This window comes from Sagittula sp. P11 (genome assembly GCF_002814095.1).
GTDB lineage: Bacteria > Pseudomonadota > Alphaproteobacteria > Rhodobacterales > Rhodobacteraceae > Sagittula.
The window spans coordinates 288,305-313,404 of sequence record NZ_CP021914.1 but is presented as its reverse complement, the minus strand read 5'-3'; the positions used below and the strand labels follow the sequence as shown (position 1 = coordinate 313,404).

At 65.3% G+C, this 25,100-nt stretch carries 20 protein-coding genes, 1 pseudogene and 1 riboswitch; of the genes and pseudogenes, 11 read left to right on the top strand and 10 right to left on the bottom strand.

The window, feature by feature from the left end; translation table 11 throughout:
* Positions 1-2: 2 nt before the first annotated feature.
* Entirely contained in the window at positions 3-1,013 is a 1,011-nt protein-coding gene (locus CDO87_RS23470) for an ABC transporter substrate-binding protein (protein WP_100931328.1), read from the bottom strand.
* Between the two features lie 101 nt (positions 1,014-1,114).
* Positions 1,115-1,305, bottom strand: a riboswitch (cobalamin riboswitch).
* Positions 1,306-1,663: 358 nt separating this feature from the next.
* On the opposite strand from CDO87_RS23470, the pseudogene CDO87_RS27340 reads away from it, so the two are divergent.
* The 4 genes and pseudogenes from CDO87_RS27340 to CDO87_RS23450 all read left to right on the top strand — a co-directional run.
* Positions 1,664-2,029: pseudogene (locus CDO87_RS27340) on the top strand (transposase); the annotation flags it as partial.
* Between the two features lie 299 nt (positions 2,030-2,328).
* On the top strand, positions 2,329-3,270 hold the full coding sequence (locus tag CDO87_RS23460) for a CaiB/BaiF CoA-transferase family protein (protein WP_157815101.1): 942 nt from the start codon (positions 2,329-2,331) through the stop codon (positions 3,268-3,270).
* The gene (locus CDO87_RS23455) at positions 3,267-4,178 is read left to right on the top strand and encodes a TRAP transporter small permease subunit (protein WP_198521914.1); all 912 of its coding nucleotides are present in this window, start codon (positions 3,267-3,269) and stop codon (positions 4,176-4,178) included. The genes CDO87_RS23460 and CDO87_RS23455 overlap by 4 nt, the downstream gene beginning before the upstream one ends.
* Positions 4,175-5,425: a TRAP transporter large permease gene (locus CDO87_RS23450; RefSeq protein WP_100931325.1), complete on the top strand. Its 1,251-nt coding sequence runs from the start codon at positions 4,175-4,177 to the stop codon at positions 5,423-5,425. The genes CDO87_RS23455 and CDO87_RS23450 overlap by 4 nt, the downstream gene beginning before the upstream one ends.
* Before the next feature lie 128 nt (positions 5,426-5,553).
* Here CDO87_RS23450 and CDO87_RS23445 read toward each other — a convergent pair whose 3' ends face one another.
* The 4 genes from CDO87_RS23445 to CDO87_RS23430 form a co-directional block, all read right to left on the bottom strand.
* The gene (locus CDO87_RS23445; protein WP_100931324.1) at positions 5,554-6,714 is read right to left on the bottom strand and encodes an FAD-binding oxidoreductase; all 1,161 of its coding nucleotides are present in this window, start codon (positions 6,712-6,714) and stop codon (positions 5,554-5,556) included.
* Complete coding sequence (locus CDO87_RS23440) at positions 6,711-8,090, bottom strand: NAD(P)/FAD-dependent oxidoreductase (protein ID WP_100931323.1); 1,380 nt, start codon at positions 8,088-8,090, stop codon at positions 6,711-6,713. The genes CDO87_RS23445 and CDO87_RS23440 overlap by 4 nt, the downstream gene beginning before the upstream one ends.
* A gap of 1 nt (position 8,091) precedes the next feature.
* Entirely contained in the window at positions 8,092-8,391 is a 300-nt protein-coding gene (locus CDO87_RS23435; RefSeq protein WP_100931322.1) for a (2Fe-2S)-binding protein, read from the bottom strand.
* 152 nt (positions 8,392-8,543) lie between these two features.
* Positions 8,544-9,284, bottom strand: a complete 741-nt coding sequence (locus tag CDO87_RS23430; RefSeq protein ID WP_254698476.1) for an IclR family transcriptional regulator — start codon at positions 9,282-9,284, stop codon at positions 8,544-8,546.
* Positions 9,285-9,496: 212 nt separating this feature from the next.
* Between CDO87_RS23430 and CDO87_RS23425 the strand changes: the two genes are divergently transcribed.
* From CDO87_RS23425 to CDO87_RS23400, 6 genes are all read left to right on the top strand, one after another.
* Positions 9,497-10,261 carry an enoyl-CoA hydratase/isomerase family protein gene (locus CDO87_RS23425; RefSeq protein ID WP_100931320.1) on the top strand — a complete coding sequence of 255 codons (765 nt, stop codon included), beginning with the start codon at positions 9,497-9,499 and terminating at the stop codon, positions 10,259-10,261.
* A 112-nt stretch (positions 10,262-10,373) separates the two neighbouring features.
* Positions 10,374-11,435: an ABC transporter substrate-binding protein gene (locus CDO87_RS23420; protein ID WP_100931319.1), complete on the top strand. Its 1,062-nt coding sequence runs from the start codon at positions 10,374-10,376 to the stop codon at positions 11,433-11,435.
* A gap of 157 nt (positions 11,436-11,592) precedes the next feature.
* Complete coding sequence (locus tag CDO87_RS23415; protein WP_100931318.1) at positions 11,593-12,681, top strand: ABC transporter ATP-binding protein; 1,089 nt, start codon at positions 11,593-11,595, stop codon at positions 12,679-12,681.
* Positions 12,678-14,447 (top strand): ABC transporter permease subunit, encoded by a 1,770-nt coding sequence (locus CDO87_RS23410; protein WP_100931317.1) that lies wholly within the window; start codon positions 12,678-12,680, stop codon positions 14,445-14,447. The genes CDO87_RS23415 and CDO87_RS23410 overlap by 4 nt, the downstream gene beginning before the upstream one ends.
* 65 nt (positions 14,448-14,512) lie before the next feature.
* Positions 14,513-16,036: a class I adenylate-forming enzyme family protein gene (locus CDO87_RS23405; protein ID WP_100931316.1), complete on the top strand. Its 1,524-nt coding sequence runs from the start codon at positions 14,513-14,515 to the stop codon at positions 16,034-16,036.
* Complete coding sequence (locus CDO87_RS23400) at positions 16,033-17,112, top strand: hypothetical protein (protein WP_100931315.1); 1,080 nt, start codon at positions 16,033-16,035, stop codon at positions 17,110-17,112. Before CDO87_RS23405 ends, CDO87_RS23400 begins: the two co-directional genes overlap by 4 nt.
* A 149-nt stretch (positions 17,113-17,261) precedes the next feature.
* On the opposite strand, the gene CDO87_RS23395 is transcribed toward CDO87_RS23400, so the two are convergent.
* The 4 genes from CDO87_RS23395 to CDO87_RS23380 form a co-directional block, all read right to left on the bottom strand.
* Complete coding sequence (locus tag CDO87_RS23395; RefSeq protein WP_100931314.1) at positions 17,262-18,287, bottom strand: ornithine cyclodeaminase family protein; 1,026 nt, start codon at positions 18,285-18,287, stop codon at positions 17,262-17,264.
* Between the two features lie 186 nt (positions 18,288-18,473).
* Entirely contained in the window at positions 18,474-19,712 is a 1,239-nt protein-coding gene (locus tag CDO87_RS23390; RefSeq protein WP_100931371.1) for a pyridoxal phosphate-dependent aminotransferase, read from the bottom strand.
* Complete coding sequence (locus CDO87_RS23385; protein WP_254698501.1) at positions 19,709-21,193, bottom strand: aldehyde dehydrogenase family protein; 1,485 nt, start codon at positions 21,191-21,193, stop codon at positions 19,709-19,711. The genes CDO87_RS23390 and CDO87_RS23385 overlap by 4 nt, the downstream gene beginning before the upstream one ends.
* A 114-nt stretch (positions 21,194-21,307) precedes the next feature.
* On the bottom strand, positions 21,308-22,705 hold the full coding sequence (locus tag CDO87_RS23380; protein ID WP_100931312.1) for a VOC family protein: 1,398 nt from the start codon (positions 22,703-22,705) through the stop codon (positions 21,308-21,310).
* Positions 22,706-23,422: 717 nt separating this feature from the next.
* On the opposite strand from CDO87_RS23380, the gene CDO87_RS27110 reads away from it, so the two are divergent.
* Positions 23,423-24,247 carry an IclR family transcriptional regulator gene (locus CDO87_RS27110; protein WP_198521913.1) on the top strand — a complete coding sequence of 275 codons (825 nt, stop codon included), beginning with the start codon at positions 23,423-23,425 and terminating at the stop codon, positions 24,245-24,247.
* Here the strand turns inward: CDO87_RS27110 and CDO87_RS23370 are convergent.
* The gene (locus tag CDO87_RS23370) at positions 24,234-25,040 is read right to left on the bottom strand and encodes an IclR family transcriptional regulator (protein WP_100931310.1); all 807 of its coding nucleotides are present in this window, start codon (positions 25,038-25,040) and stop codon (positions 24,234-24,236) included. The genes CDO87_RS27110 and CDO87_RS23370 overlap by 14 nt on opposite strands.
* Positions 25,041-25,100: the final 60 nt, after the last annotated feature.

Genomic DNA, 25,100 nt, shown 5'->3' with positions numbered 1-25,100 from the left:
GGTCATTCGAAGGACATCTTCGAAAGGGCTTCGGAGAGCGTTTCCAGCCCGTAGATCGACCGCATCGTCGCGCTCATGGCGTGTGCATCCATCTGCACGATCCGGTCCTCGCGCACGGCCGTCATCTGGCTTGCGACAGGATCGGTGCGCAGGAACTCCAGCTTCTTCTCGATGTCGTCGGCGGGAAAGCGACGGCGGTCCATGTAGGCGATGACAATCACGTCCGGGTCGGCCCGGGCGATTCTCTCCCATCCCACAGTCGGCCATTCCTCATCGGACTCGATGACATTCTCGATCCCGAGCTTGGACATCATGTAACCCGGCGCGCCGAGGCGTCCGGCGACATAGGGGTCCATTTCGACGTCGGCGGAGGAGAACCAGAACACGGCCGACAGGTCCTCGGGCAGGTCTAGCCCTTCCGCGCGGGCAATGGCGCGCTCTTCGGTCGCCTGAAGGTCCGAGACGAGGGTTGCGCCCGCGCTGCGCACGTCGAATATCTCCGCCAGCTCCCGAATGCCCTTGTAGATCGAGGCCGTCTCAAAGGCGCCGACGCGTGTGCCATCGCCGCCGGTGGAATTGTCCTTGGTGTCGCAATCGGCGGGCAGGATGTAGGTCGGGATGCCGATGTCGTGGAACATCTCCCGTGTGCCGACGTTGCCGCTCTCGCCCACGTGCCATTCGTATTGCACGGCGACCAGCCCGGGCTTCTTCGCGACCACGCTCTCGAAGCTGGGGTCGTTGTCGGCCAGCCGCTCGATCGCCTCGTTGACCTCCGCGAACTCCGGCAAGACAGGGTTGAACCAGACCGAGGTGCCCGAGACCTTCGGCGCGAGGCCGAGCGAATAGAGGATCTCTGTCGCGGACTGCCCTATCGTCACCACGGTGTCCGGTGCGGCGTCGAACGACACATCGAGCCCGCAGTTCGTCAGTGTCAGGGGGTAGTCCGTTTGCTGCGCGTTCAGCGCCGTGGCAGCGCTGGCCAACAGCGCAGCCGTCATCAAGGTCTGTCTCATCCGATCCGTCCCGTCAGATAGGACCATCAGGGGAAAGACGCGAAACGGAATGCGGCCCGGCGGCCACGTCATGTTTCCCGCCTCGGCACACCCCGTCCGGTCGTGGTTTCGTTCATGTCGGCAGGTCTCCTGACTGACGGGTCACAGCGTCTCTCGCCTTCCCGGGACGAACCCAGTGGCGCATCGAGAGGCACTCACCGCCTACAGTTGCGGGGGCAGTTCCGTTTGCCGGCCGAAGCCGGAACGGATTCCCTTTCAATTCCCGAAGGAAACCGACGCCGCAATCTCTGGCATAGTTCCCGATGCACAGCAAGTGCGCGGCGGCACGAACACAATCGCCGAAGCCGAGGTTGGCGAGTGCGTCGAAAAGGGAAAATGGGCTCGGAGCGGACCTGCGGCGGTGCGGCAAGGGCAGGCCAAAGGTCACCTCAGGTGCGCTGTCGCTGCAGGCCCATTCCGGCAGTTCACGCGATCCGCCATTGCCGCCATCGCTCTCGCCGCTGCTGCCATCTACCTCCTATGAGATGCCGTAACGGGGCCTGCGTCCGTGACCCGCCCGTTATCGTTGCAAGATCGAGGGCAAGCTGGCGCCATTCCCGTATCGGATCCACATGGAGGACTGCGGGATGAAGCTGTGAATTGGGCTGGATGTGTCGCTTGAGAAGACCGCAATTTGCGTGATCAGCGAGCATGGGAAGATCGTGAGGGAGGCGGAGGTGTCCAGCGAGCCCGAGGCGCTGTTGCTCTGGATCGGCGATCAGGACGGGGAAGCTGCGGCTATCGGGCTCGGAGCTGGCCCCCTGTCGCAATGGCTGCATCGCGGGTTGTCCGCGGCTGAACTCCCTGTCGTGCTGATGGAAACCCGGCAGGTGAAAGGCGCCTTGAAGGCCATGCCGATCAAGACGGACCGCCGGGATGCCGAAGGGATCGCACGCCTGCCGCACCTCGGCTGGTTCCGACCGGTTCACTGCAAATCAGTCTCCGCACAAGAGGTTCGCGCTGTGCTCACCGCTCGCAAGGCGGTGCAGCAAGGGTTCATCACGCTTGAAATGTCCCTGCGCGGGCTACTGCGGAACTTTGGCTTCAAGGTTGGCACTATATCCCGTGGCCTATTCGAACATCGTATACGCGAACTGGCGGCAGGTAATCCGATGCTGGTAGCGGCAACCGAACCCATGCTTCGCGCGCGGGCAGCGCTGCGACGAGAACTGGCAGGCCTTGAACGCCATGTCCGCCAACCTGCCCATGACGATCCGGTCTGTCTGCGCCTAATGTCGATGCCCGGGACTGGCGTGGTCGCGGCAAGAGATCCGTTGTGCTGGACGTCAAGGATGCAGATGACCTCGCAACGCTGCGCGCGCTGCAGGAGACCGCGGACGTCTTTGTCGAGAATTTCCGAGACGAGACCCTGGCGAAGATGGGGCTCGCGCCGGACCAGCTGCGGCAAAGCCATCCCGCGCTTGTCGTCGCCTCCTGCAAGGGCTTTCTGAAGGGTCGCTACGAACACCGCGCAGCCATGGACGAGGTGGTGCAGATGATGACCGGTATGGCGTACCTGACCGGGCCAAAGCGGCGTCCGTTGCGCATCGGGTCTTCTGCCAATGACATCATGGGCGGGCTGTTTGCAGCCTATGGCGTGCTGGGCGAGCTTATCCAGCGCGGCAAGACCGGGCAGGGGGCGGCAATCCGCTCGGGCCTGTTCGAGAACTGCCTTCTGCTGGTGGCACAGCATATGGTGCAGTTCGACATCGAAGGCGAGGAAAGCCCGCCGATGCCCGAGCGGGTGTTCTCCTGGCCGATCTACGACCTGTTCGAAACGGCGGACGGGCGGCAGATATTCGTGGGCGCGGCGACGGACGGGCAGTGGGAGAAACTGTGCATCGGGCTCGGGCTGGAGCACTTGCTCGCGGATGACCGTCTGAAGACCCGCCCCGACCAGATCAGAGCGCGTGACTGGACCATGCCGCAGATTGCGGCGGTGATCGTTGCACGGCCCTTCGACGAGATGGTGCAGGTGATGGAGGCCAACGACCTGCTGTTCGCCCCGGTTTCCCGTCCTGCCGAGATGTATGACGATCCGCATGTGAACAGGCCCGGCGGGCTCTTCACCTCCGAATGCCGGGACAAGAAGGCTTTCCGCGCTCCCGCGGTGCCGGTCGAGATAGACGGGCGACCCATCGTGTCCGAAAGCGTCACTGTGCCCTCGGTCGGCGAGCACACGGCAGAGATCCTTGGCGCGTTGAAGGTGCAGGCATGACCCGCGTCCTTGCGGCCTACCCGGAGGATCGGATCGCCTTGCGCGAGGTCGGCCTGCGCGACGGTCTGCAAATGCCGAAAACCTGGCCCACGACGACACAGAAGCTGGAGTGGGTCACGCGGGGCGCGGCCGCAGGTGTGCGCTATTTCGAGACGGGGAGTTTTCTTTCCGCCGACAAGGTGCCGCGCTTTGCCGATGTGCGCGAGGTCATCGGCGCCGTGGCGGCGCAGGGGGGCCATGGCGTTGCGTTGGCGATGAACAAGCGGGGCGCAGTGGATGCGCTGGCAAGCGATGTGCCGGAAATCACCGTGGTGATTTCCGCAAGCGCCGCGCACAACGAGGCCAACGTGCGCCTTACGCAGGAACAGAGCCTGTCGGCCATCGCCGACGTGGCGCGGCTGCGTGACGAGACGGGCAAGGGCACAATCATCAACGCCGGGATCGCCACGGCCTTTGGCTGTTCGATCGTGGGTGATGTGTCCGGCGATGACGTGATGCGGATGGTGGAGCGTCGTCGCGGTTTTCATGCGCTACGTCCTGACAGCCCGCTTCTGTGGTCCGACGAGGTGACCGGCTGGGCGTTGGTGGCGATGATTTCCTGCGGGGTGGCGGAAGCCTACCGGCGGGGCGATCACATCGCCATCGACCTGCTGACCGACCGCCTGCGCGGCCCTTCCCGCGCGGTACAACGGGTGTTTGCCGCCCTCGCCGTTCTGGTGCTCTCCGGCGTCCTGTTTCTGTCCACGTGGGAAGCGGTGGAATTCTTCCGCATGTTCGGCAGCTACACCACCGGACACCTCGAAATCCCGGGCTGGATCCCCCAGGCGCCGCTGATGCTTGCGGCGGCGATGCTGGTCCTCGTCGCGCTCACGCGCATCCTCGACACCCTCGCTGGGCGGAGCCAATGACCATCCTTTTAGTCTTCGGCGGGCTGATCCTGCTGCTCCTGACCGGAATGCCGATCTTTGCCGCGCTGGGGCTGACGGCCACGGCGATCCTGCTGATCTTCGAGGGCCATATCGGCCCGATCTCCGACACCGTCATGGCGCACCTGTCCAAACCTGTGCTGATGACCATCCCGCTCTTCGCCTTCATGGCGCAGATCATGATCAAACCGAAGGTCATCGACGATCTCTACGTCATGGCAAACACGGTGATCGGCCACATCCGGGGCGGCCTCGGGGTGGCGACGGTGCTGTCCTGCACGATCTTCGCCGCGATTTCCGGATCGTCAGTGGCCACGGCCCTGTCGATTGGCTCCAGCGCCATCCCGCAAATGAAGCGCTATGGCTATCCGGAACGCGAGGCGCTGGGGGTGATCGCCGCGGGTGGAACCCTGGGCATTCTCATTCCCCCTTCGGCCCCGATGATCCTCTATGCCATCGTCTCGGACGCTTCCATCGGCGCGCTGTTCCTCGCCGGTATCCTGCCCGGCCTGATGCTGGCGATCATGTTCTCTATCTACTGCATGTGGAACGGCGGCACACGCGAACATACATCCTGGTCGGGATGGGGCGCCGTGATGCTGGCGCTGCGCAAGTCGATCTGGGCCGTGCTGACCCCGCCGATCATCATGGGCGGCATATACGCGGGTGTCTTCACCGCTTCCGAAGCCGCCGCCGCCGGGTGCCTCTACGCACTACTCGTTGCGGCGCTGGCCTATCGCACCCTCACACCACGCATGATCTGGGACTGCGCTTATGCCACGATGCGGACCTCGATGATGGTCTCCATGATCATCGCGGGGGCGGCGATGCTCGGCCATGCCATCACCATCATCCGCCTGCCGGTCGGCGTGACGGAGGCTGTTGCCGCGCTCGGCCTATCTCTGCTGGCCTTCATCCTCGTGGTCATGGCGCTGATCTTCGTCATGGGCATGTTCTTTGATTCCATCGCAATCATTCTGATCACTACGCCAATCCTGTTGCCGACGATGCACGCGCTGGACATCGACCTCGTCTGGTACGGTGTGCTTCTGATAATCAACCTCGAACTGGCGATGATCACGCCTCCCGTCGGTTTTAACCTGTTCGTCATCAAGGGGATCACCGACGCGCCCCGGGCGCCACAGCCGCTGACCGGATTCATGACGGATCTGCGGGCTTGCCGGACAGCACTGGCGAAGCCGCCCCGCGTCACCGGTTGTCTGGGCTGATTGGGCGGGCGGGCAGATGCCAGAGATCAACTTGTCGGCTGTCGAGCGCCATCGCGCAAGAGGTTACGCGCCCATCCCCGCCTCGGAATCGGACGCCACACGCCCAAAGAAGGCGGGTCCGCAAATGCCTACTGGTCGAACTCCAAGTGAATCTTTTCCGAGACTTCGGAGCCCTCGGTAAAGCGGTCGATGCCGTAGCCCGAGATGTCGACCTTTGAGGCCTCGCCCCGCACCAGCGCGGCGAGGCATTCGCCGACCGCCGGAGCAATCTGGAACCCGCCGCCGCTGCCGCCGAAGGCATGGAACAGGCCCGGAGTGGTGGTGCTGGCGCCAATCACCGGGAGCATGTCGGGCAGATAACCCTCGACCCCGGACCAGACGCGGATGATCTCTGCCCGCGCCAGCATGGGGATGCATTCGACGAGCGTGCGCATCCCTCGCAGTGTCTTGGCTGGCGGCACGTAGGTGAACTCGCCCGAGGGCAGCGAACGGGTGCGCGGGTAGCCCGAGAAGATGATGTTGCCGCGCGGGATCTGACGCACGATGACATCGCCCTCCACCATATGCACCGACGGGTGCAGTCGGTGCGGCAGGGGCTCGGTGACGAATTGCGGCGGGCCGGCGCTGAACATCGGCACGGGTTCTCCGGCCTGCTGGGCGAGCTTGCCGGCCCAGGCCCCCGCGGCGTTGACGAGCCTTGGCGCTTCGAAACACCTGCCATCCGTGCTGGTGACCGCGAACCCCGTGGCGGTGCTGTCAAAGCCCGCAACCTCGCAGCCTTCGATCACGGTGCCGCCCGCCCGGGCCAGCGCCCGGGTCACGGGCGGCGTGCTGAGACGGGGATTGGCCACAGCGCTGCGCGGACTGAACGCCGCAAGGCGGATGTGGCGCGACAGGAAGCCGAACCGGGCGTGAAGGGCATCTTTCTTAAGCAATTGCGACTCGACGCCGAAGCGCGTTGCGGTCTCTACGTCCTTGCGCAGCTGGATCTCGCCGCGTTCGCCGTGGGCGAAATAGAGATGCCCGGTGCGCTCGATCTCGCAACCCTCGCCAGTGAGGGTGCCATAAGCCTCCCAAAGCTCCTGTGCGCGGATCGACAGCGGGTACTGGCGTGCGGATCGTCCGTGCAGCCGCAGGTTCCCGAAATTTGTGGCGGAGGCCTGCGCCCCGATCTGACCCTTCTCGAGCAGCGCGACACTCAGTCCCGCGCGCGCGAGGAAGAGCCCGGTGAAGGCGCCGAAGAGACCGCCGCCAATCACGATTACGTCGCATTTCAGGCGCCGGTTCATGCGTCTTCCCCCCGCGCTTTGGGGTCGAAGACCAGCGGGATGGGGCGGACCGGAGCCTGCGCGCGCAGCCGTCCGGGCGGACTTTTGGTGGCGGCTGCAACAATCTCGCCAAGGGCCTGTCCGCAGAACCGGCCCTGGCAGCGGCCCATCCCGCAGCGGGTCACGGATTTCACCCGGTTCACCTCGGTCGGGCAGGAGGGCTCGTTCAGGGCGGCTCGGATCTCGCCGGCGGTGACCCGTTCACACCGGCAGACCAGAACGTCATCGGCAAGTGCGGTGGCTTGCTCGGCAGGCCAGCGGAAAGCGCCTGTCATGGCGCGCTGGAATGCCTGCTGCGCGGCCAGGCGGCGCCTGTCGCGCCTCATCACGACGCTCCGGACCGGATGGCCGAGACTTTCCAGAAGGCTCTGCGCTGCAAGGCTCCCGGCGGCATCGGCAGCTTCGGCGCCGCCGGTACGGGCGCTGTCCCCCGCCAGCCAGAGCCGCTCGCCCGCGCGGCCCGCCGCGTCGGTGCAGGGGAACCATTGCCGCAAGTCCGGATCGAACGCGAAGGTTGCTCCGGCCAGCTCGGCGAGTTGGGTCTCTGCGCGCAATCCGTGGCCCAGGGCCACTGCGTCCGCCTCGGCGGTCCCGGCCCGGCCGCGGGCGGTCGTGTAGCGCAGCAGCTTGACGCGGGTGTCGCCCTCGATCGCTTCCAGCCGCACGCCCGAACGCATGCTGACACCGCCGCGCCACAGCTCGGCGATCAGGGAAAGTCCTCGCAGCGCATTGCGCGGCGCGTGGCGGAGCATGGCCGGGAAAGCCCGGGCCTTCCCCGAGATGGGCGTCGTGTCGAGCACGGTCAGATCGCGGTGCCCAAGCCGCAGGTACTGCGCTGCCGCAAGGTACAGCAGCGGCGACGACCCGGCGAAGATCACCTTTCGCCCGATGAAGCTGGCATGGCGTTTCAGCGCCACCTGTGCCCCACCGAGGGTGAAGACACCCGGCAGGGTCCAGCCGGGCAAGGGCATCAGCCGGTCGGTCGCGCCAACCGCGATGACGAGATGGGAATAGGCGATACTGTCGAAACCGTCCGGGCCAAGCAGCTCCAGCCGATTGTCATGGCAGGCCCATGCCAAAGTGCCGGTTCGGAAATCGCAATGCTGCAGCACCGCATCCTCGGCCTCTTCGCGGCGCGCGATGGTCTCGGCCGACTTTCCGAAGAGCGCGGCGCGGTGGCGCGAGGTCAGGGGCGACAAGCGGCGGGTGCCCTGCCCGCCGGGGTGGGCGCTCTCCTCCAGAACGATGGGCCTCAGACCGGCCTCGACGAGCCGCCGCGCTGCCGCGAGCCCTGCCGGTCCGGCGCCGACGATAACGATCTTCGTTTCCCCCTGCATGTCATTCGGCCTCGTCGTATGGGCGCGAGCGCAGGCGCAGGCCATCGCGGGCGACCGTCATGCAGCCGCGCAGGCGTCGGCCTTGATCGTCCCACATGGTGCATTCCTGGCAGCTGCCCATCAGACAGAAACCGGCGCGGGCGCCCCCGTCGAATTCGTTGACGCCGCACTCCGGCTGCGTAGCCAGCACCGCAGCCAGCACGGTGTCGTCGAGCCGCGCGGTGATCTCGGCACCGTCGAATTCAAAACGCAGCGGACGCGGCGCGTCGGCGTCGATGGGATGAAGGAGCGAGTCCGCCATGAGTATTACCATGCAATATGATTTATGGCAATATGAGGGGCCACAACTGGTCCTGCGTCAAGCCTCAACGTTTCCGGCCCTGCTTATCGGGCGGATTCTTCAAAACGGCTGGCTCGTCGGAGGATTGCTTGGTGTCTCCGGGGCCCGGATCGTCAGGAGAAGGAGATCGACCTCCCGGCCGCGAGGATCATCGCGGCGAAGGACGCTTCGAGCTGTTCGGGCGTGTAACGAAGGGTCGAGACCGCAAGCGAAACCGAGCCGATCACCTGCCCCTGGGCGCCGAGGATCGGTGCCGCGATCGAAGCATCGGCGTGGTAGACCTCTTCGAACGCGCAGGCATAGCCCTTCAGACGCGTCTCTTCGATGATCTCCTTGAGCCTGTCGACGTCCGTCACGGTGTTCCGGGTGTGAGCGCGTATGTCCGAGGCATCCAGAATCGCCGCCACCTTTTCGGGCGGCAACCGTGAGAGCATCGCCCGCCCCGGTGCCATGCAATAGGCGGGCAGACGGGTGCCGATGGTCACATCCGTGTGAAGCACGTGACGGCTGAGAAAGCGCGAGATGAAGACGATCTCGGTCCCGTCCAGAACGGTGAGGTTCACCGTCTCCTCGGTTTCCTTGCTGAGGTACTGCAGGACCGGCATCGCCCGGTCCACGAGGCGTGACGTGCGGGTGAAATGATGGGCCAGATCCAGCGTCTTGACCGACAGCTGAAACTGCCGCGTGCGCGTGTCCTTCTCGAGATAGCCCAGCGTTTCCAGAGTGTGCGCAAAGCGTTGCGCCCCGCTCAGGTCAAGGCCGGTCTGTTCGGCAATGTCGGAGAGCGTCATCTGCGGATGCTGGCCGTTGAAGGCTTCGAGCACGCGAAAGGCCTTGGCAACTGACTGCACCATGAGGGGGTCTGCCCGCTTCGCCGGCTTCTTGTTTTGTTCTGACACCATCTTGTCCTTCGATCCCGCCTTGGTCGCATGCAGACACCCTGAGAATGCACCGCACTGTCTTCGGTAACACAGACAGGAATTTCAACCGAGAGCCACAAGACGATTGACAAACATGCCTGCTGTCATTTTTATCCAATAGTAACTATCACAATGCAATGGATGCTATGGACAACTTCATTCTTACCGAAAAAACCGCCAACGTTCTGACAATCACGTTGAACCGTCCCGAGAAGATGAATGCGTGGAACACCTCCATGCGTGACATGCTCATCGACGCCTTCGTGGCTGCAGAAGCGGATGACGAGGTGCGTGCCATCATCCTGACAGGAGCCGGCGACCGGGCGTTCGGCGCGGGGCAGGATCTGGGCGAGAGCAAGACCTTCGACGCAGACCGGGCCGAAAGCTGGATGGGCGAATGGAAGAAGCTCTATGCCTGCCTGCGCGACAGCTCCAAGCCCATCGTCGCGGCGCTCAATGGCGTGGCGGCGGGCTCGGCCTTCCAGGTGGCGCTGCTGTGTGACCTTCGTGTCGCCCACCCCGGCGTGCGCATGGGCCAGCCAGAAATCCTGTCCGGCATCCCGACCGTCACCGGCAACTGGGTCATGCGGGAGATGATCGGCATTGCCCGCACCATCGACCTGACTTTCACCGGCCGCATGCTCGACGCCAAGGAAGCCTATGACTGGGGCCTGATCAGCCGCCTTGTGGACCAGGACCAGGTGATGGCCGCGTCGATGGAGCTGGCAAAGGATCTTGCATCCAAGCCTCCCGTGGCGATGCGTCTGAACCGTCAGCGGGTCAAGGAAGTGACCCAAGCGGGCTACGAGGACGCCATGCAGGCCGGTATCCGCATCCAGCTGGAGGCTTACTCCACCGGCGAGCCTCAGCGGATGATGGAGGAATTCTTCGCCAAGCGCGCAAAGGCCTGACCGGCCTCACGAGGAATCCTCCCGAAGACGACGGTTTCCGCCCTGCGGGCGAGCGCCGCCACACAGACAATAAAGCAAAAACCAAGCCAACATCCCAACAGAGGTACACACCATGACCAAGAACGACAGATCGCGCCTGAACCGTCGCAGCATGCTGGCCATCGGCACTGCCGCGCTGGCAGCCCCGATGCTGGGCCGCCGTGCCAATGCGCAGACCGCGTCGCTGACCGTGGCCGATCCGGGCGGTCCGTTCAGCGCGGGCTTCAGCAAGGCCTTCTACGAGCCCTTCACCGCCGAGACCGGCATCGAGATCGTTTCCGTGGCGCGAGACGCGGAACCCACGGCGCAGTTCAAGTCCATCGTCGAGACCGGCAGCTACATCTGGGACGTTTGTACCCTGACCCTGTCGGCCCGGCTGATCCTTGAACAGGAAGATCTGCTGGACGACATCCAACTCGATCCGGCGCTGGCCGAAACCATGATGCCGGGCTCGGTGCATTCGAACTTCCTCGGCACCGATGTCTACGCGACGATATCGGCGTTCAACACCGACAGGATGGAAGCCGGTCCGTCCAACTGGGCCGAGTTCTGGGACACGGAAACCTTCGCCGGGCGTCGCGCGCTGCGCCGCAATCCCATCGACACTCTGGAGCAGGCGCTGATGGCCGACGGTGTCGCGCCCGAGGATCTTTACCCGCTCGACGTGGACCGCGCCTTTGCCAAGCTTGACGAGATCAAGGACCACATCGACGTATGGTGGACCGGCGGTGCGCAATCCTCGCAACTGCTGCAGAGTGGCGAGGTCGACATGGTGGCCGGCTGGAACGCCCGCCTGCAATCGGCCATCGACGCCGGGGCGCCCGCTGAACTGGTCTGGAACCAGGGTCTTTACTCGATCGAGGGCTGGGGCCTTCCCAAGGGCGGCCCGAACGTCGATGCCGCACGGCAGTTCCTGGCCTTCTGCGCCCGGCCCGAGCAGCAGGCGCTGTTCACCGATGATCTGTCCTATGGCCCGACCAACCTCGCGGCTTACGACCACATCTCGGAAGAGCGCGCGCCCGTTCTGACCACCGCACCGGCCAACCTGGACAAGATGGTGCTGGCGGATGAAAGCTGGTGGGAAGAGAACCGTGCCGAGATGACCGAACGGTTCAATCTCTGGCTCCTGATGTAATCACCCTTCTGCCAGCTGCCCCCTGCGGGTGCGGCTGGCAGGCTCTCTCTGCCCCCCGCGATCACTCCAGAGACGGCCGTTGCGCGCGGTCGCCGGGCGAAGCCCGTCGCCGCCACACGACCGGTGCCCGGCCCACTCCGACAGAGGCAATTCCTTCATGAACATCTCCACCGCTCCTGCCGCCAAAATCCGCATCGATGGGCTGTCAAAGAAATACGGCACGTTCACCGCTCTCGAACCCACGACGCTGGACGTCCAGCGCGGTGAGTTCCTCACGCTGCTGGGGCCGTCGGGGTCGGGCAAGACCACGCTGCTGCAGATGGTGTCGGGGCTGACTCCGGCCACATCGGGGCGGCTTTCGATTGACGGCGAGAACTGGACCAACCGTCCGGTTCACGAGCGCGGCATGGGGCTGGTGTTCCAGCACTACGCGCTTTTCCCGCACATGACCGTCGAGGATAACGTCGCGTTCCCGCTCAAGATGCGCAACCTGCCTGCCGCACAGATCCGGACGTCCGTGGCCGAGACGCTGGAAAAGGTGCAGCTCGACAAGTTCGCGCACCGTTTCCCGCGCGAGCTTTCGGGCGGGCAGCAACAGCGGGTGGCCCTTGCGCGCTGCTTTGTCTTCCGCCCCGAGATCATCCTGATGGACGAGCCGCTCGGCGCACTCGACAAGGCCCTGCGCGAGACCATGCAACTGGAGATCCGGCGCTTGCACAGGGAATTCGGCACCACGCTGATCTACGTCACCCATGACCAGGAAGAGGCGCTGGTGATGTCCGACCGCATCTGCGTGATGAACCATGCCAAGGTCGAGCAGCTGGGTACCCCCAGCGAGATCTACTCGGATCCTGAGACCATCTTCGCCGCCACATTCATCGGTCATTCGAACCTGCTGGAAGGCACGCTCGCGGGCACCGACGCACAGGGCAACACGCTGGTCAAGACCGCTGCGGGAACCTTTGCGGGGCGCATGGGCGCGCGCGATGTCAATGCCGGAATACACGCGCTGATCGTGCGGCCCGAGCGGGTATCGCTCGGCGCGGCCACCGGCCCCGGCATGAACGAGCTGCGCGCCACGTTGCGCGACGTGGTCTACATCGGTTCGGACAACCGGCTGATGCTGGTGTTGCCGGACGGCACGGAATTCACGCTGCGGCGCGACCCGGGCGTCGCCATAGGCGCCGATGTCGGCCAAGAGATCACCGTACATTGGCCCATCGAGGCCGGCCGGGTGGTGTCATGAGCAGTCTGGCCTCTGATATCTTCGCCCGTGGCAGCGCCCTCTCGCGGCTGAGGGTCGGCCCGATGTGGCTTGCCGCGCCCGCGCTGGCTTTCGTGGCCGTCTTCCTTCTGCTGCCCATGCTGCGCCTCATCGGCCTGAGCTTCACAGGCGGTGAGACCGGCGGCGCGACGCTTGAGCACTACCAGCACCTCGCCGACACCCCGGTCTACATGCGCATTCTGTGGATCACCTTCCGGATCTCGATGCTCACGGCCTTCTTCTCGGTGCTGCTGGGCTACCCGGTCGCCGCGTGGCTGGCCCGGCTTCCTGACAAGAGCCGCAACAAGTGGCTGTTCCTGGTGCTGTTGCCGTTCTGGACCTCGTACCTGGTCAAGACATTCGCATGGATGATCATGCTGGGTGACCGCGGCCTCTTCAATTCGATCCTGACCGGCTCGGGAGTGACCGAAAGCTCGCTGGATCTCATGTACAACGAGTTCGGCGTGCTGGTCGGCATGGTCCACGCAATGATGCCGCTGGCCATCCTGACCATGGTGCCGGTAATGACCGGCATCGACCAGCGCCTGCCGCTGGCCGCCGGCAGCCTCGGCGCGAAACGTTCTCAGCGGTTCTGGCTGATCGAATTTCCGCTGGCCTTGCCCGGGGTTGCCGCCGGGGGGCTCCTGACCTTCATCACGTCGCTCGGCTTCTTCATCGTACCGGCCTATCTTGGCGGCCGGAGCCAGACGATGCTGGCTCAGATCATCATCATGCAGGTGCAGGAGCTGGTGAACTGGGCCTTTGCCGCGGTGCTGTCGGTGATGCTGGTGGCGGCCGCCCTCGTGGCGATCTGGATCTACGACCAGTTCTTCGGGCTTTCTTCGCTGACGCAGGCCAGCTCCGAGGGGACCAAGGGTTCGAAGAAGGGCGTGCGGTGGCTGCGCCGTGCGGGTCAGAGAGTGCTGAACGGGCTTGCCTGGATCTGCTCGCCGTTCAACCATCTGGGTGATCGCGGCGACGAGGCCCCGAGGCCGCTCCGTGGCGTCTATCTAGGGGTGCTGTTCCTATTCCTGCTGGCGCCCGCGATCATCGTGCTGCCGCTGGCCTTCACGGGCGAACAGACGCTGGCCTTCCCGCCGCCGTCCTATTCCACCCGTTGGTTCTCCGAGTATTTCGGTTCGCAGATCTGGATCTCGGCCACCCTACGCAGCTTCGGCGTGGCTTTCGCCACCGCCATCCTGGCCACCCTTCTGGGCGGCATGGCGGCACTGGCGCTGGCGCGTTCGGACAGCAAGTTCGGCAAGACGGTCTTCGGCCTGATGCTCGCACCGATGATCGTGCCGCGCATCGTCATCGCGGTGGGCCTGTTCTACCTGATGGCCCAGATCGGGCTCGTGGCCTCCAACATCGGACTGATCATCGGTCACACGCTGCTCGCGATCCCCTTCACCTTCATTGCCATCGGCGCGGTGCTCAAGGGCTACGACTGGCGGCTTGACCAGGCGGCGGCCACGCTGGGGGCAGGGCGGATCAAGGTCCTCAGATTGATCACGCTGCCGCTTCTGCGGGGCGGCATCATCTCGGCGGCGCTCTTCGCCTTCGTCACCAGCTTTGACGAGCTTACCATCGCGCTGTTCATCTCGGGCGGTCTGAAATCGACCCTGCCCAAGCAGATGTGGGACGACATGTACCTGCAGCTCAACCCGACGCTGGCCGCCGTGTCCGTTGTGGTGCTGGTCATCGTCACGCTGATCCTGCTTGTGGCCCAACGCGTCCAGAAGTCCTGAAGACACCCTGTACGCCGCGCCGCCTGAACCGTGGCGCGGCTCTCTGTTCCATTTCGAGGAAACACATGAACATCCAAGGCTTGGCAAAGTCCTTCATCCAACAGGCCGACAGGACCCCCGATCGCGTCTTTGCCCGTACCACCGAAGGCACCGAACTCAGCTTCCGGCAACTGTCAGATGCCGCCGACGCGATGATCGCCTGGCTTGCCGACCATGGCGTGCGCCCCGGTGACACGGTGGCCGTGATGACACGCAACAGTCCCGCCTCGCTTGCTCTCATCCATGGGCTTCTGCGCGCGGGCATGGTCTGGGTGCCGGTGAACCCGGCGCTCGTCGGCGACGGGCTGGTGCATGCAATCCGCTTGGTGGACGCCGCCATCGCGGTATGCGATCCGGAGCTCGAAGCCACGCTTGCCGCCTGCGAGGCGCAGCCGCGCGAAGGCATCCTCGTGCTGCACAGTCGCGATCTTCCCGGCGCCCCCGCCGTCCGGCCCCGATATGACGTGGCGGGGCCCATGGGCCTCGCGGCGATCATGTTCACCTCCGGCACCACCGGGCCTGCCAAGGGCGTGCTCGTTACCCAGACCATGCTCGAGATCGCCGCGCGCGGTGTGGAGGAGGTGGGCAACCTGCAGGACGGCGACAATCTCTTCATGTGGGAGCCGTTCTATCATGTCGGCGGCGCGCAGGTCCTGGTCCTGCCGATCCTGCGCAATGTCACCCTCACCATCGCCGAGAAATTCTCGGCCAGCCAGTTCTGGCAGCAGGTGTCTACTGCGCGCTGCACCCACATCCACCATCTCGGCGGTATCCCGCAGATCCTGCTCAAGCAGCCGCCCTCCGAGCTTGACCGCAGCCATGGCGTGCGCGTCGCATGGGGCGGCGGCTGCCCTGCCTCCGCATGGCGCGATTTCGAGGACCGTTTCGGCATCACCATCAAGGAGTGTTACGGCCAAACCGAGGCTTCGTCGATCAGCTGCGCCAATGTCGAAGGGGTCGTGGGGGCCATCGGTCGACCGCTGCCTTGGTTCGACATTCAGGTGAAGGATGACACAGGCCGCATCCTCGGACCGGGAGAGGGACGTGGCGAACTGGTCATCACCTCGACCATCGAGGGCGCAATCTTCGCAGGCTACCACAAGGCACCCGAGGCCACCGCCAAGGCGCTGCAGCCAGACGGGTTCCACACCGGTGACACCGGCTCTTGGGGCGAGGACGGTATGCTGCGGTTCCATGGCAGGGTGGGCGACAGCGTGCGCTGCATGGGCGAGAACGTCTCGGCACACGAAGTCGAAAGCGTTGCCAACCGGCACCCGCAGATCGAGGAATCCGCCATGGTCGGTGTGCCCGCCGAAATCGGCGAATATGACATCCAGCTTTTCGTGCGGCCAACCCCCGGTACCAAACCGGATGCCGAGGAGATCAGCCGCTGGTTGAGCGACAAGCTCGCCCCCTACCAGCAGCCGCGCTTCATCGCCTTCATCGACGAGTTCCCCAAGACGCCAAGCCAGCGGATCCGCAAGCATCTCTTGCCGAAGTCGCCCGAACGCTGGGAACGCAAGAACACCAGAAAGGCCCACACCGTATGACGACCGACGTTCTCATCACCGGCACCGGAATGTTCGCCGGCCGCATCGCTCTCGACATCGCGGCCACCGCAAAAGAGCCTGTCTCGGTGGTCATCGCCGGGCGCAACGTCGACCGGCTGCAATGGCTGCAGACCGCGGGCAATGCCCGGGCCGCCATGTTCGGCACGCCTGCCGGCTTCAGGGCGCACCGGATCGACCTGCTTGAGGAGGGCGCGAGCGAGGCGCTCCTGTCGGAATTACAGCCCCGCATCGTGGTACAGGCGGCGTCGATCCAGACCTCCTCGGTGATCTCGGACAAGGGGTCGCGCTGGACAGAGCTGGTGGCCGAAGGCGGGCTCAGCGCCACCGCCGTCTTCCAGGCGCTGATGTCCGCGCGCATGGCGGCAGCAATCAGCAAGCTGTGCCCGACGACACCGCTGATCAACTGCTCCTTCCCGGACGTGGTCAACGGGATGATCACGGCCATGGGCCATGACGTGCTGTGCGGGACCGGCAATGTCGCGATCCTGTCAAACGTCTTCCGTGGCGCCAGCGCGCGTCCGGCGGGCACGCTGAGGGTGTTGGCACATTACCAGTGCCTCAAACCCTGGCGCCAGCCAGCGGCAGAGCGCGCCGGCCCCGCGCCGCGCATCTTCTCCGATGATCGTGAGATTACCGACCCCTTCGCGACCTTCTCCGAGTGCAAGCTGACGCCGGAGCCCGCCATCGAGATCTCGGGGGCCAGCGGCGTCACCCTGATCCTGGCCCTTGCAGCCGGAGCCGCCTGGACCGGGCACGTTCCTGGGCCGAATGGCCTGCCGGGTGGATATCCCGTGAAACTGTCACAGACCGGGGTGTTGAGCCTTGATCTGCCCGGCAGCGTCACCGAGGCCGAAGCCATCGCCTGGAACGACGCGTTCGAACACGCGGGCGGGCTTACCGTCTCGGGTGGACGGGCGAGCTATAACGGTCGGCTCGCCGAGTTGCTGCACGCCGAAGGGTTTGCCCATGCGGACGGCTTCGACGTTGCGGACCTCGAAGATGTCTGCACGGACATGCTCGCGCTGCGCGACAGGCTGATGTCCGAACCGGCCTGAGGCCGCGCCTACGAAGGTAGACCATGGGCGACGCATGCCTGCGCCCATGGTCCAGTGAAAGGGCTGAAGTGGGTCGCAGCGCTATTGACCAGCTCGGTCCGGGGCCGCTCACAGTGGTGCCCGTGCCTGTGGCCGTGATGCGTGCCCGGTCAGCGGGGCAGCAGGGTGCCGAGACCTTTTTCGGCAGCCTCCGTCATTGCAAGCCGTGCGACCGCCAGGTCGGCCAGCGGCATGCCGGGGAACAGGAACATCAGGCGCTGCGCATCGTCCACGCGGCCGGGATGCGCTCCAGTCAGGAGTGCGGCGAGGTCGCCATCATAGCGGCCTTGATGCGCCAGAGCCGCATTGCCGCCGTTGCGTTCGAGCGCGGCAAGATCGTCGGTGAAGAATCCGTCCAGATAGTCCGTGAGGCCATCGCGATGCCATGCGCGCCCGAGGTCGACCCCGATTGCCAGCGCTCCGGGGCGCAACACCTGCGGGCGTACGATGGGCGGGATGCTGTCGATGCTGGGCAGGCAGCTCACCACCACGTCGCTCGCGGCGGCGAGCGCCTCGGGGTCCTGCATGACCTCGGCTTCGAACCCCATCTCGCGTGCCCGCAGCGCAAGCGCCTCCGCCGACGCCGTGCTGCGTGAAAACGCGCGGACCCTGCGCAGCCTAGGCAGCACGTCCGCCAGCGCCGAGAGGTTGCTGTGCGCCTGCACGCCGCACCCCAACACGCCGAGGTTGGACGCGCCCGGCCTGGCCAGCGCCTCGGCCGCGAGGGCTGACAGGGCAGCGGTGCGGTGTGTCGTGATCCAGCTGCCGTCCATGATCGCCACGGCGCGGCCAGTGACGGCATCGTTCACGATGATCTGCGCACTGATGGCAGGAAGGTCGCGCCGCGCGTTGTCGGCCGAGTATCCGATCCACTTGGTCACGCCCAGACCAAGCCCGTCATCCGCATCGGACATCGACATGAAGAAGCGGCCCTCATCCAGCTGCACCCGCGTCTTCAGGCCGCCGCCACGGACGGGTGCGGACCGCTGCCGGATCGCTGCAGCAATGGCGCGGCGCAGTGCCGTGGGAGAGAGGTTCAGGCTCTCGATGTCGGCCGAGGACAGGTAAAGCAGGCCGTCCCCGCGCGCCTGCGCGGACCAAGGCGATGTAGACCCTGAGGTTCCACTGTCAGACATTGGCGGTCTCCATCCCGATCGCGGCGCAGGCACGCCGTCAGCCGATCCGTTTCACACGAACCTCCAGCGCCAGCCGTTGTGACGAAGATCCGGCAGCGGCTCAAGTGTCCCGACTGTCTGCGCAGGGTGTCATGGCCCAGCCCTTGCAGGAGAGGACGCCGGCTTCCCGGCGTCCCGGATGTTTATTCAGGCCGGATCCGACAGGGTTGCACAGGCAGCCGCGATGCGGGCCATAGCGGTCTTCAGCGTTTCGGTGTCGGTGGCGTAGGACACGCGGAAATGCCCCGGCAGGCCGAAGGCGGTGCCCGGCACGACTGCAACATCCGCCGTTTCCATCAGCCAGGCGCAGAACGCGCGGTCGGTGTCCAGCCGCGTTCCGTCCGGCGTCTGGCGCCCCATCACACCACCGCATTCGGCGAAGGCATAAAAGGCGCCTTCGGGACTGCGACAGGCAAGGCCGGGGATGGCATTCAGCGCGTCAACCACAAGATCGCGGCGGGCGCGGAAGGCTTCGGCCCGTTCCGCCAGGAAATCCTGCGGCCCCTCCAGTGCGGCGATGGTTGCCGCCTGGCTGATCGTGTTCGCGGCCGAGGTCGACTGACTCTGGATCACCGTCATGGCCTTGATCAGCGGCACGGGACCACCGGCATAGCCAAGGCGCCAGCCGGTCATCGCATAGGCCTTGGAGACGCCGTTTATGGTCAGGGTACGCTCTTTCAGCGCGGGCTCGATGGCCACCGGGGTGACATGGCGAAAACCATCGTAGACGATGTGTTCGTACATGTCGTCGACCATCAGCCAGACATGCGGTTCCTCCAGCAGCACATCCAAGAGCGGCCGCAGGTGTTCGGCCGCATAGGCCGCACCCGACGGGTTGGAGGGCGAGTTCAGCATCAGCCAGCGGGTGCGCGGCGTGATCGCCTCGCGCAGCTGCGTGGCGCTCAGTCGGAAGCCCTGCTCGGCGGCGCAGGGCACCAGAACCGGAATGCCGCCGCAAAGCTCGACGATATCGGAATAGGTGACCCAGTAGGGGGTTGGGATGATGACCTCGTCGCCGGGATTCAGCGACGCCATCATGGCGTTGTAGATCACCTGCTTGGCGCCGGTGCAGGCGATGATCTCGGACGTTGAATAGCTCAGTCCGTTCTCGCGGGCGAACTTGCCGGCAATCGCGGTCCTGAGCGCGGCGGTGCCGGGCAGCGCGGTGTACTTGGTCTCCCCGCGCTGCATGGCGTCCCAGGCTGCCTGCTTGATGTGGTCGGGCGTGTCGAAATCAGGCTCGCCCGCCCCGAGACTGATGATGTCGCGACCCGAGGCGCGCAGCTCTGCAGCACGCGCCCCGATCGCGAGGATTTCGGACACGCCGAGCGACTCGATGCGCTCGGCGGGCCGGAAGTCTGATGCGACTGCGGTGTTCATGGTCAGTCGATATTGAAGACCACGCCCTGTGCCAGCGGCAACTCGCGCGAGTAGTTGATCGTGTTGGTGGCACGGCGCATGTAGGCGCGCCATGCGTCCGAACCGCTTTCGCGGCCGCCGCCGGTCTCTTTCTCGCCGCCGAAGGCGCCACCGATCTCGGCGCCCGAGGTGCCGATGTTGACGTTGGCAATGCCGCAGTCAGATCCGCGTGCCGAAAGGAAGGTTTCCATCTCGCGCAGGTCCGTGGTGAAGATCGAAGAGGACAGCCCGCCGCCGACATCGTTGTGCAGCTCGAGCACCTCGTCGAAGTCGCTGTACTTCATCACGTATAGGATCGGGGCGAAGGTCTCCCGCAGCATCGGGCCTTCCTGCTTCGGCATCTCGACCAGCGCGGGCTTGACGTAATAGGCCGTCTCCGGACCGACGTCCTGGCGCTCGCCGCCGTGAACAGTCCCGCCCAGCCCGGCCGCTTCCTTCAGCGCCTCACCCATGGAGTCGAAGGCCGTCTTGTCGATCAGCGGGCCGACCAGCGCCTCGGTTTCCAGCGGATTGCCCACCGAAACGGAGGTGTAGGCCTTCTTCAGCGCGGGCACGATCTGATCATAGATGCTGTCATGCACGAAGAGCCGGCGCATGGTGGTGCAGCGCTGGCCCGCCGTGCCCATCGCGCCGAAGGCGATGGCGCGCAGCGCCATGTCCAGATCGGCAGAGGGGCAGACGATACCGGCGTTGTTGCCGCCTAGTTCGAGGATGCACTTGCCGAAGCGCGCCGCGACCTTGGGGCCGACGATCCGGCCCATGCGGGTGGACCCGGTGGCCGAGATCAGCGCGACCTTAGGGCTGTCCACCAGCGCCTCGCCCACGGCGGGGCCGCCGACCAGCACCTGGCTGAGGCCTTCGGGCGCGTCGTCACCGAAACGCGCCAGCGCGCGTTCGAACACCGCCTGGCAGGCCAGCGCGGTCAGCGGGGTCTTTTCGGACGGCTTCCAGATCACCGGATCGCCGCAGACCAGAGCGAGGGCCGCGTTCCAGCACCACGGCGCGCAGGGGAAGTTGAATGCCGTGATGATGCCGACTACGCCCAGCGGATGCCAGGTTTCCATCATGCGGTGGCCGGGGCGTTCGGTGGCGATGGTCAGGCCGTAGAGCTGGCGCGAGAGGCCAACCGCGAAGTCGCAGATGTCGATCATCTCCTGCACTTCGCCAAGGCCTTCGGACGGGGATTTGCCCGCCTCGATGGAGACCATGCGGCCCAGGTCTTCCTTGGCCTTGCGCAGCTCTTCGGCGAAGAGGCGCACCAGCTCACCACGGCGAGGGGCAGGGACAAGCCGCCAGGTGCGGAAGGCGTCGTTGGCCTTGGCGATGGCGGCCTCGGTGTCGGGGACGGAATGCTCGGCAAGGCTGGCGACGGGCTCGCCGGTCACGGGAGAGATGACGGACATGCCGCCCGCGACGGCAAGATCGGCGGTCGCGCCGCAGGCTGCCATCGTGTCGGCGGTGGTCTGCTTGAGAGGGGTGCTCATGAGAGGGTTCCTTGATTGGTCGGTTGTCTTTTCGGTGTACGGGGTGTGGGCCTTCGGGCGGTCGTGCCGCTGCCCGGGTCAGGCCGTCTGGTGGCTCCGGCTCAGCTCGATACGGGCCTCGGCGAGCGATCGTGCCTCGGTCTCGGCATAGCGGAAGAACAGGTCATGCACGGGCGCGCCGAGGTCTTCCTCGAAGCGCGCACGGTTGGGGTTGGCGACGAAGGCCTGAGCGGCGCCGTCGCCGAGATTGGACTGGAAGATCCCAGCGGCCGAAACCGGCAGGAAATCCTCGTAGACAATGGGGTCGGCACGCAGGCAGCCTTGCGCGATCAGCGCATCCAATCCGCAGGACGGATCCTTGCAGGGCTGGCCCGTTGCCGAGTAGCGGAAGTACCCCAGCCCGTCCTTGCGCAGCGTTTCCAGATCGTCCGGGAAGGCCGCGAACACCTCGGCCAGTGTGGCGCGGTAAGCGTCGGCGTTCGAGCCGTCGGCGGCCGGTGTGATGCGGCTGCGCGTCTCGGCCAGCAGGCGGTCATAGAGGGCTTGGCCGCTCGGGGTCAGCGCGATGCCGCGCTGCTCGATCTCGCCGAAGCGGGCGGTGTGGCGGCCAATCGTGGTACCGGCCTCGCCGGTGTCATCAGCGGGGAAGTTCACCGGCTCTTCGAGCGCCTTGAACGAGGTCTGGCGCAGAAGGATCGGCACGGTGCGGGTGGGCGGTCCCTCCACAACGGCCTTCGGCGAGATTCCCCGATCCGGCATCATCTCCTGCACGCGGTCGATGTCGAGCGTGCGCGGAGTAAGGTGATTGATGTGCGGACCCTTGAAGGCCACCACGTCGGCCACCAGCCGGTGCGCATCGTGCAGGCGGCGGTAAAGCGCGTGGGGAACGTTTGCCTCGGCATGCCAGCGGAAGGTCTCGACCGCCTCGGCCACGAAACGCTCGGCGTCGGCCTCGGAAAGACCGCCATCGGCTTCGGCCTTGTGGATCAGTTCGAGACAGCCCGGCGTAAAGATTTCGCGGCGGTCCAGTACCTCGGCGGCGGCGTCGCGCAGGTCGGCGTCGTCCAGCAGGTCGAGCCGGAGCAGCGAGGTGAAGACGCGGAACGGGTTGCGGCGCAGCGCAGCGTCGTCGAGCGGGCGGAATGCGGTGGAATGCACCGGCACGCCGGCCACGGACAGGTCATAGTAACCCACCGGGTGCATGCCCATGACCGCAAAGAGACGGCGGATGGTGAACAGCTCGCGCGGGGTGCCGAGGCGGATCGCGCCATGGCGTTCCTCGTCGATACGCTCGAGCTCGCCCAGGCCTTCGAGGCGCTCCCTTTCGGCCGGGCTGGCCGAGAGCACTTCGGCGTTCACGTCATGCACCAGCTCCATGAGCGTGCCGTAGGCCGGCACCTCTTCGCGGTACATGACGGACATGGCGCGGGAGAAGAGCGCGCGGATTTTATCGGGGTTTGCATGTTCGGCTGCCATAGGGCCGCTCCGTTCGTATTCATGATCTATGGGCATTGTAGACCAAGGGGTGTCGCGGTTCCGAATGACCATTCCAGATAACCTCATTCCGAAAACACATGGCGTCCCAGTCTTGCCTCCAAATAGGAGCATGGTGACGCCAAAGACGTGATCTTCGGGTGTAGCCAAGAGCGGAGCAGTCGAACGATCCGGCAACGCTGATACCGGCCTGACATGCGGATGCTGCTGTCCTTCGAACGCGCTGCCCTGAACGCCATTTCACGCGTTCAGGCGAAGAGCTTGACCTGCCGCAGAGCGCTATTATCCAAAAGTACTTCGATCTCGAGACGCAGAACGACAAACCTCTGGCTGGACGCGCGCGCACGTGTGATCACCAGACAGTCCGAGCCCCGTTTCCTCGCAGAAGTGGAGGCATCGCTGGACATGGCGACCTGCACCAAGGGTCACGTCATCTCAGGGAGCCAAGGCGAGCGCCTCCTCGCGATCATCGCTCCGCTGGCCTTTGCCGCAAGCCATCCGGAGTGGTCCGGCGTGCCCCGCCTCCGCCAGCGCCGCGATGCAGGTCGACTGTGTGTCCTGCAACGTTTGCCAGATCAGCGAGTGAACTGTCGTTCCCTGCTCCGACCGACGGGCCGAACAATGCCATACGCGGCCTTTGCATCCGGCTGGACTGTGATAGAGACTTCGGGTCCGTCACCCAGAAGGCTCTGCTGTCCCATGAACACGCGCAACGCTCCACCGCAGGACGAGGTCGACACACGGCTCTACGTGGCGTTGGTCGAACGCACGATGCGAGTCATGGCGGCCTTCGACGGCGGGCTCGGCTCAAGGACCATCGCAGACATTGCCAAGCAGATCGACCTGGGGCGCAGCGCCGTGCAGCGGATCGTCTACACACTTGAGCAGCTCGGATACCTCGAAAGGGAGGAAGACCAGCGCCACTACCGGCTGACGCTCAAGATCCTCGACCTGTCCGGCGGGCTGACCAGACCCGGAAACCTGATGCGGCTGGTCCAGCCCGTCCTTCAGGATCTGGCCGACGAGACAGGCGAAACCGCAAGCTGGGTCAAACTCGAAGGCGACGAGATCGTCATCCAGCAGACCGTGCGCAGCAGGCACCTCGGCCATGTGAGCTTTGCCCCCGGGCAGCGGTTCGCCGCCTTACCCTCTTCATCGGGACAGGCGATCCTTGCACAAGGCGACCCTAAGTTCGCGGAAAGCCTTCTGGCTGCGGCCAGTCCTGCGCTGCGCAAGCGGATCGCCTTTGCCGACGCGGCAGAAATGGCTGCGCGCTTCGCGGAAATCCGGTCGCAGGGCTTTGCCACCACCTCCAAGGAAGAAGACCTGTTCAGCGTCTCGATCTCTGCGCCGGTCCTGTCGTCATCCGGGTTGGTTCTGGGGGCACTCAACGTCTCTGCGCTGGAGAGCAGGGTTCCTCATACAGCCATCTCGGAGCGTCTGGGGCCGCCGATCCGCGCGGCGGTGGTGCGTGTCGCAAGGATCCTCGAACACCAGGCAGAGACCGGGCTCAACGGCCTCTGAAAAGGTCCGCGTCGAGCGTCTGAACCAGCTCGTTCAAGGCCGGGACGATCTCTGACAGCAGTTTTTCCGGCCCGGTGCGCGCGCGCAGGACCGAAACGTTGATGGCGGCCACGACCTGGTTCTGCAGATTGCGCACCGGCACCGAGAGCGACATGGAACCGATGTCCATGTCTTTCTCGGTCAGCGCGTAACCTCGGGCGGCTTCGCTGCGGACAAGGTCCACGTAGCTGTCGGCATCGAGGTCTCCGAGCCGTGCCCGGACGGAGGGGCCGGCGTCCTCTAACATGCCGACCACGATCTCGCGTCGCATGTCCGCCAGGAACAGGTGTCCCGACGAGGAGGTCAGCGCATCGAAGCGGGCACCGATGGGCAGCACCACGGCCGCGCGGTGCGGGCTGGGTGCAGAACTCAGCACGACGACCTGCCCGGCGTCGTATTCCAGCCAGGACACGGTTTCACCAAAGGTCTCTGCAAGCCTGACCATGGACGGAAAGGCCCGTTCGATGGCCGCGTGAGACGTCAGGATACTGCGGGCAAAGAGCAATGCACGGTTCGAGAGCCGGTATTCGAGCGTCCGTGCATCCCGCCGCAGGTAGCCCAGCGTCTCCAACGTGTAGACGAAGCGCTGCGCTGCGCTGCGCCCAAGCCCAGTCTTGGCCGCGATCCGGGTCATAGACATCGCGGGCTCGGTTTCGTCGAAGGCTTCCATCACGGCCATCGCCTTGCGCACGGAGCCGACGAAGAGGCGTGTATCGACCGTGCTGGGCTCTTCCTTGGTCTCCGGCTGCTCCATGTCGGTCTCCCTCCGGTGGTGAGCTTTTCACGGGCGGACAGCCCACGCGATGGCGTGTGT

Coding starts and splice junctions, on each gene's coding strand:
- CDO87_RS23470 (WP_100931328.1), bottom strand. CDS start 1,013: ATGAGACAGACCTTGATGACGGCTGCGCTGTTGGCCAGCGCTGCCACG.
- CDO87_RS23455 (WP_198521914.1), top strand. CDS start 3,267: ATGACCCGCGTCCTTGCGGCCTACCCGGAGGATCGGATCGCCTTGCGC.
- CDO87_RS23450 (WP_100931325.1), top strand. CDS start 4,175: ATGACCATCCTTTTAGTCTTCGGCGGGCTGATCCTGCTGCTCCTGACC.
- CDO87_RS23445 (WP_100931324.1), bottom strand. CDS start 6,714: ATGAACCGGCGCCTGAAATGCGACGTAATCGTGATTGGCGGCGGTCTC.
- CDO87_RS23440 (WP_100931323.1), bottom strand. CDS start 8,090: ATGCAGGGGGAAACGAAGATCGTTATCGTCGGCGCCGGACCGGCAGGG.
- CDO87_RS23435 (WP_100931322.1), bottom strand. CDS start 8,391: ATGGCGGACTCGCTCCTTCATCCCATCGACGCCGACGCGCCGCGTCCG.
- CDO87_RS23430 (WP_254698476.1), bottom strand. CDS start 9,284: ATGGTGCAGTCAGTTGCCAAGGCCTTTCGCGTGCTCGAAGCCTTCAAC.
- CDO87_RS23425 (WP_100931320.1), top strand. CDS start 9,497: ATGGACAACTTCATTCTTACCGAAAAAACCGCCAACGTTCTGACAATC.
- CDO87_RS23420 (WP_100931319.1), top strand. CDS start 10,374: ATGACCAAGAACGACAGATCGCGCCTGAACCGTCGCAGCATGCTGGCC.
- CDO87_RS23415 (WP_100931318.1), top strand. CDS start 11,593: ATGAACATCTCCACCGCTCCTGCCGCCAAAATCCGCATCGATGGGCTG.
- CDO87_RS23410 (WP_100931317.1), top strand. CDS start 12,678: ATGAGCAGTCTGGCCTCTGATATCTTCGCCCGTGGCAGCGCCCTCTCG.
- CDO87_RS23405 (WP_100931316.1), top strand. CDS start 14,513: ATGAACATCCAAGGCTTGGCAAAGTCCTTCATCCAACAGGCCGACAGG.
- CDO87_RS23400 (WP_100931315.1), top strand. CDS start 16,033: ATGACGACCGACGTTCTCATCACCGGCACCGGAATGTTCGCCGGCCGC.
- CDO87_RS23395 (WP_100931314.1), bottom strand. CDS start 18,287: ATGTCTGACAGTGGAACCTCAGGGTCTACATCGCCTTGGTCCGCGCAG.
- CDO87_RS23385 (WP_254698501.1), bottom strand. CDS start 21,193: ATGGCAGCCTGCGGCGCGACCGCCGATCTTGCCGTCGCGGGCGGCATG.
- CDO87_RS23380 (WP_100931312.1), bottom strand. CDS start 22,705: ATGGCAGCCGAACATGCAAACCCCGATAAAATCCGCGCGCTCTTCTCC.
- CDO87_RS27110 (WP_198521913.1), top strand. CDS start 23,423: ATGAACACGCGCAACGCTCCACCGCAGGACGAGGTCGACACACGGCTC.
- CDO87_RS23370 (WP_100931310.1), bottom strand. CDS start 25,040: ATGGAGCAGCCGGAGACCAAGGAAGAGCCCAGCACGGTCGATACACGC.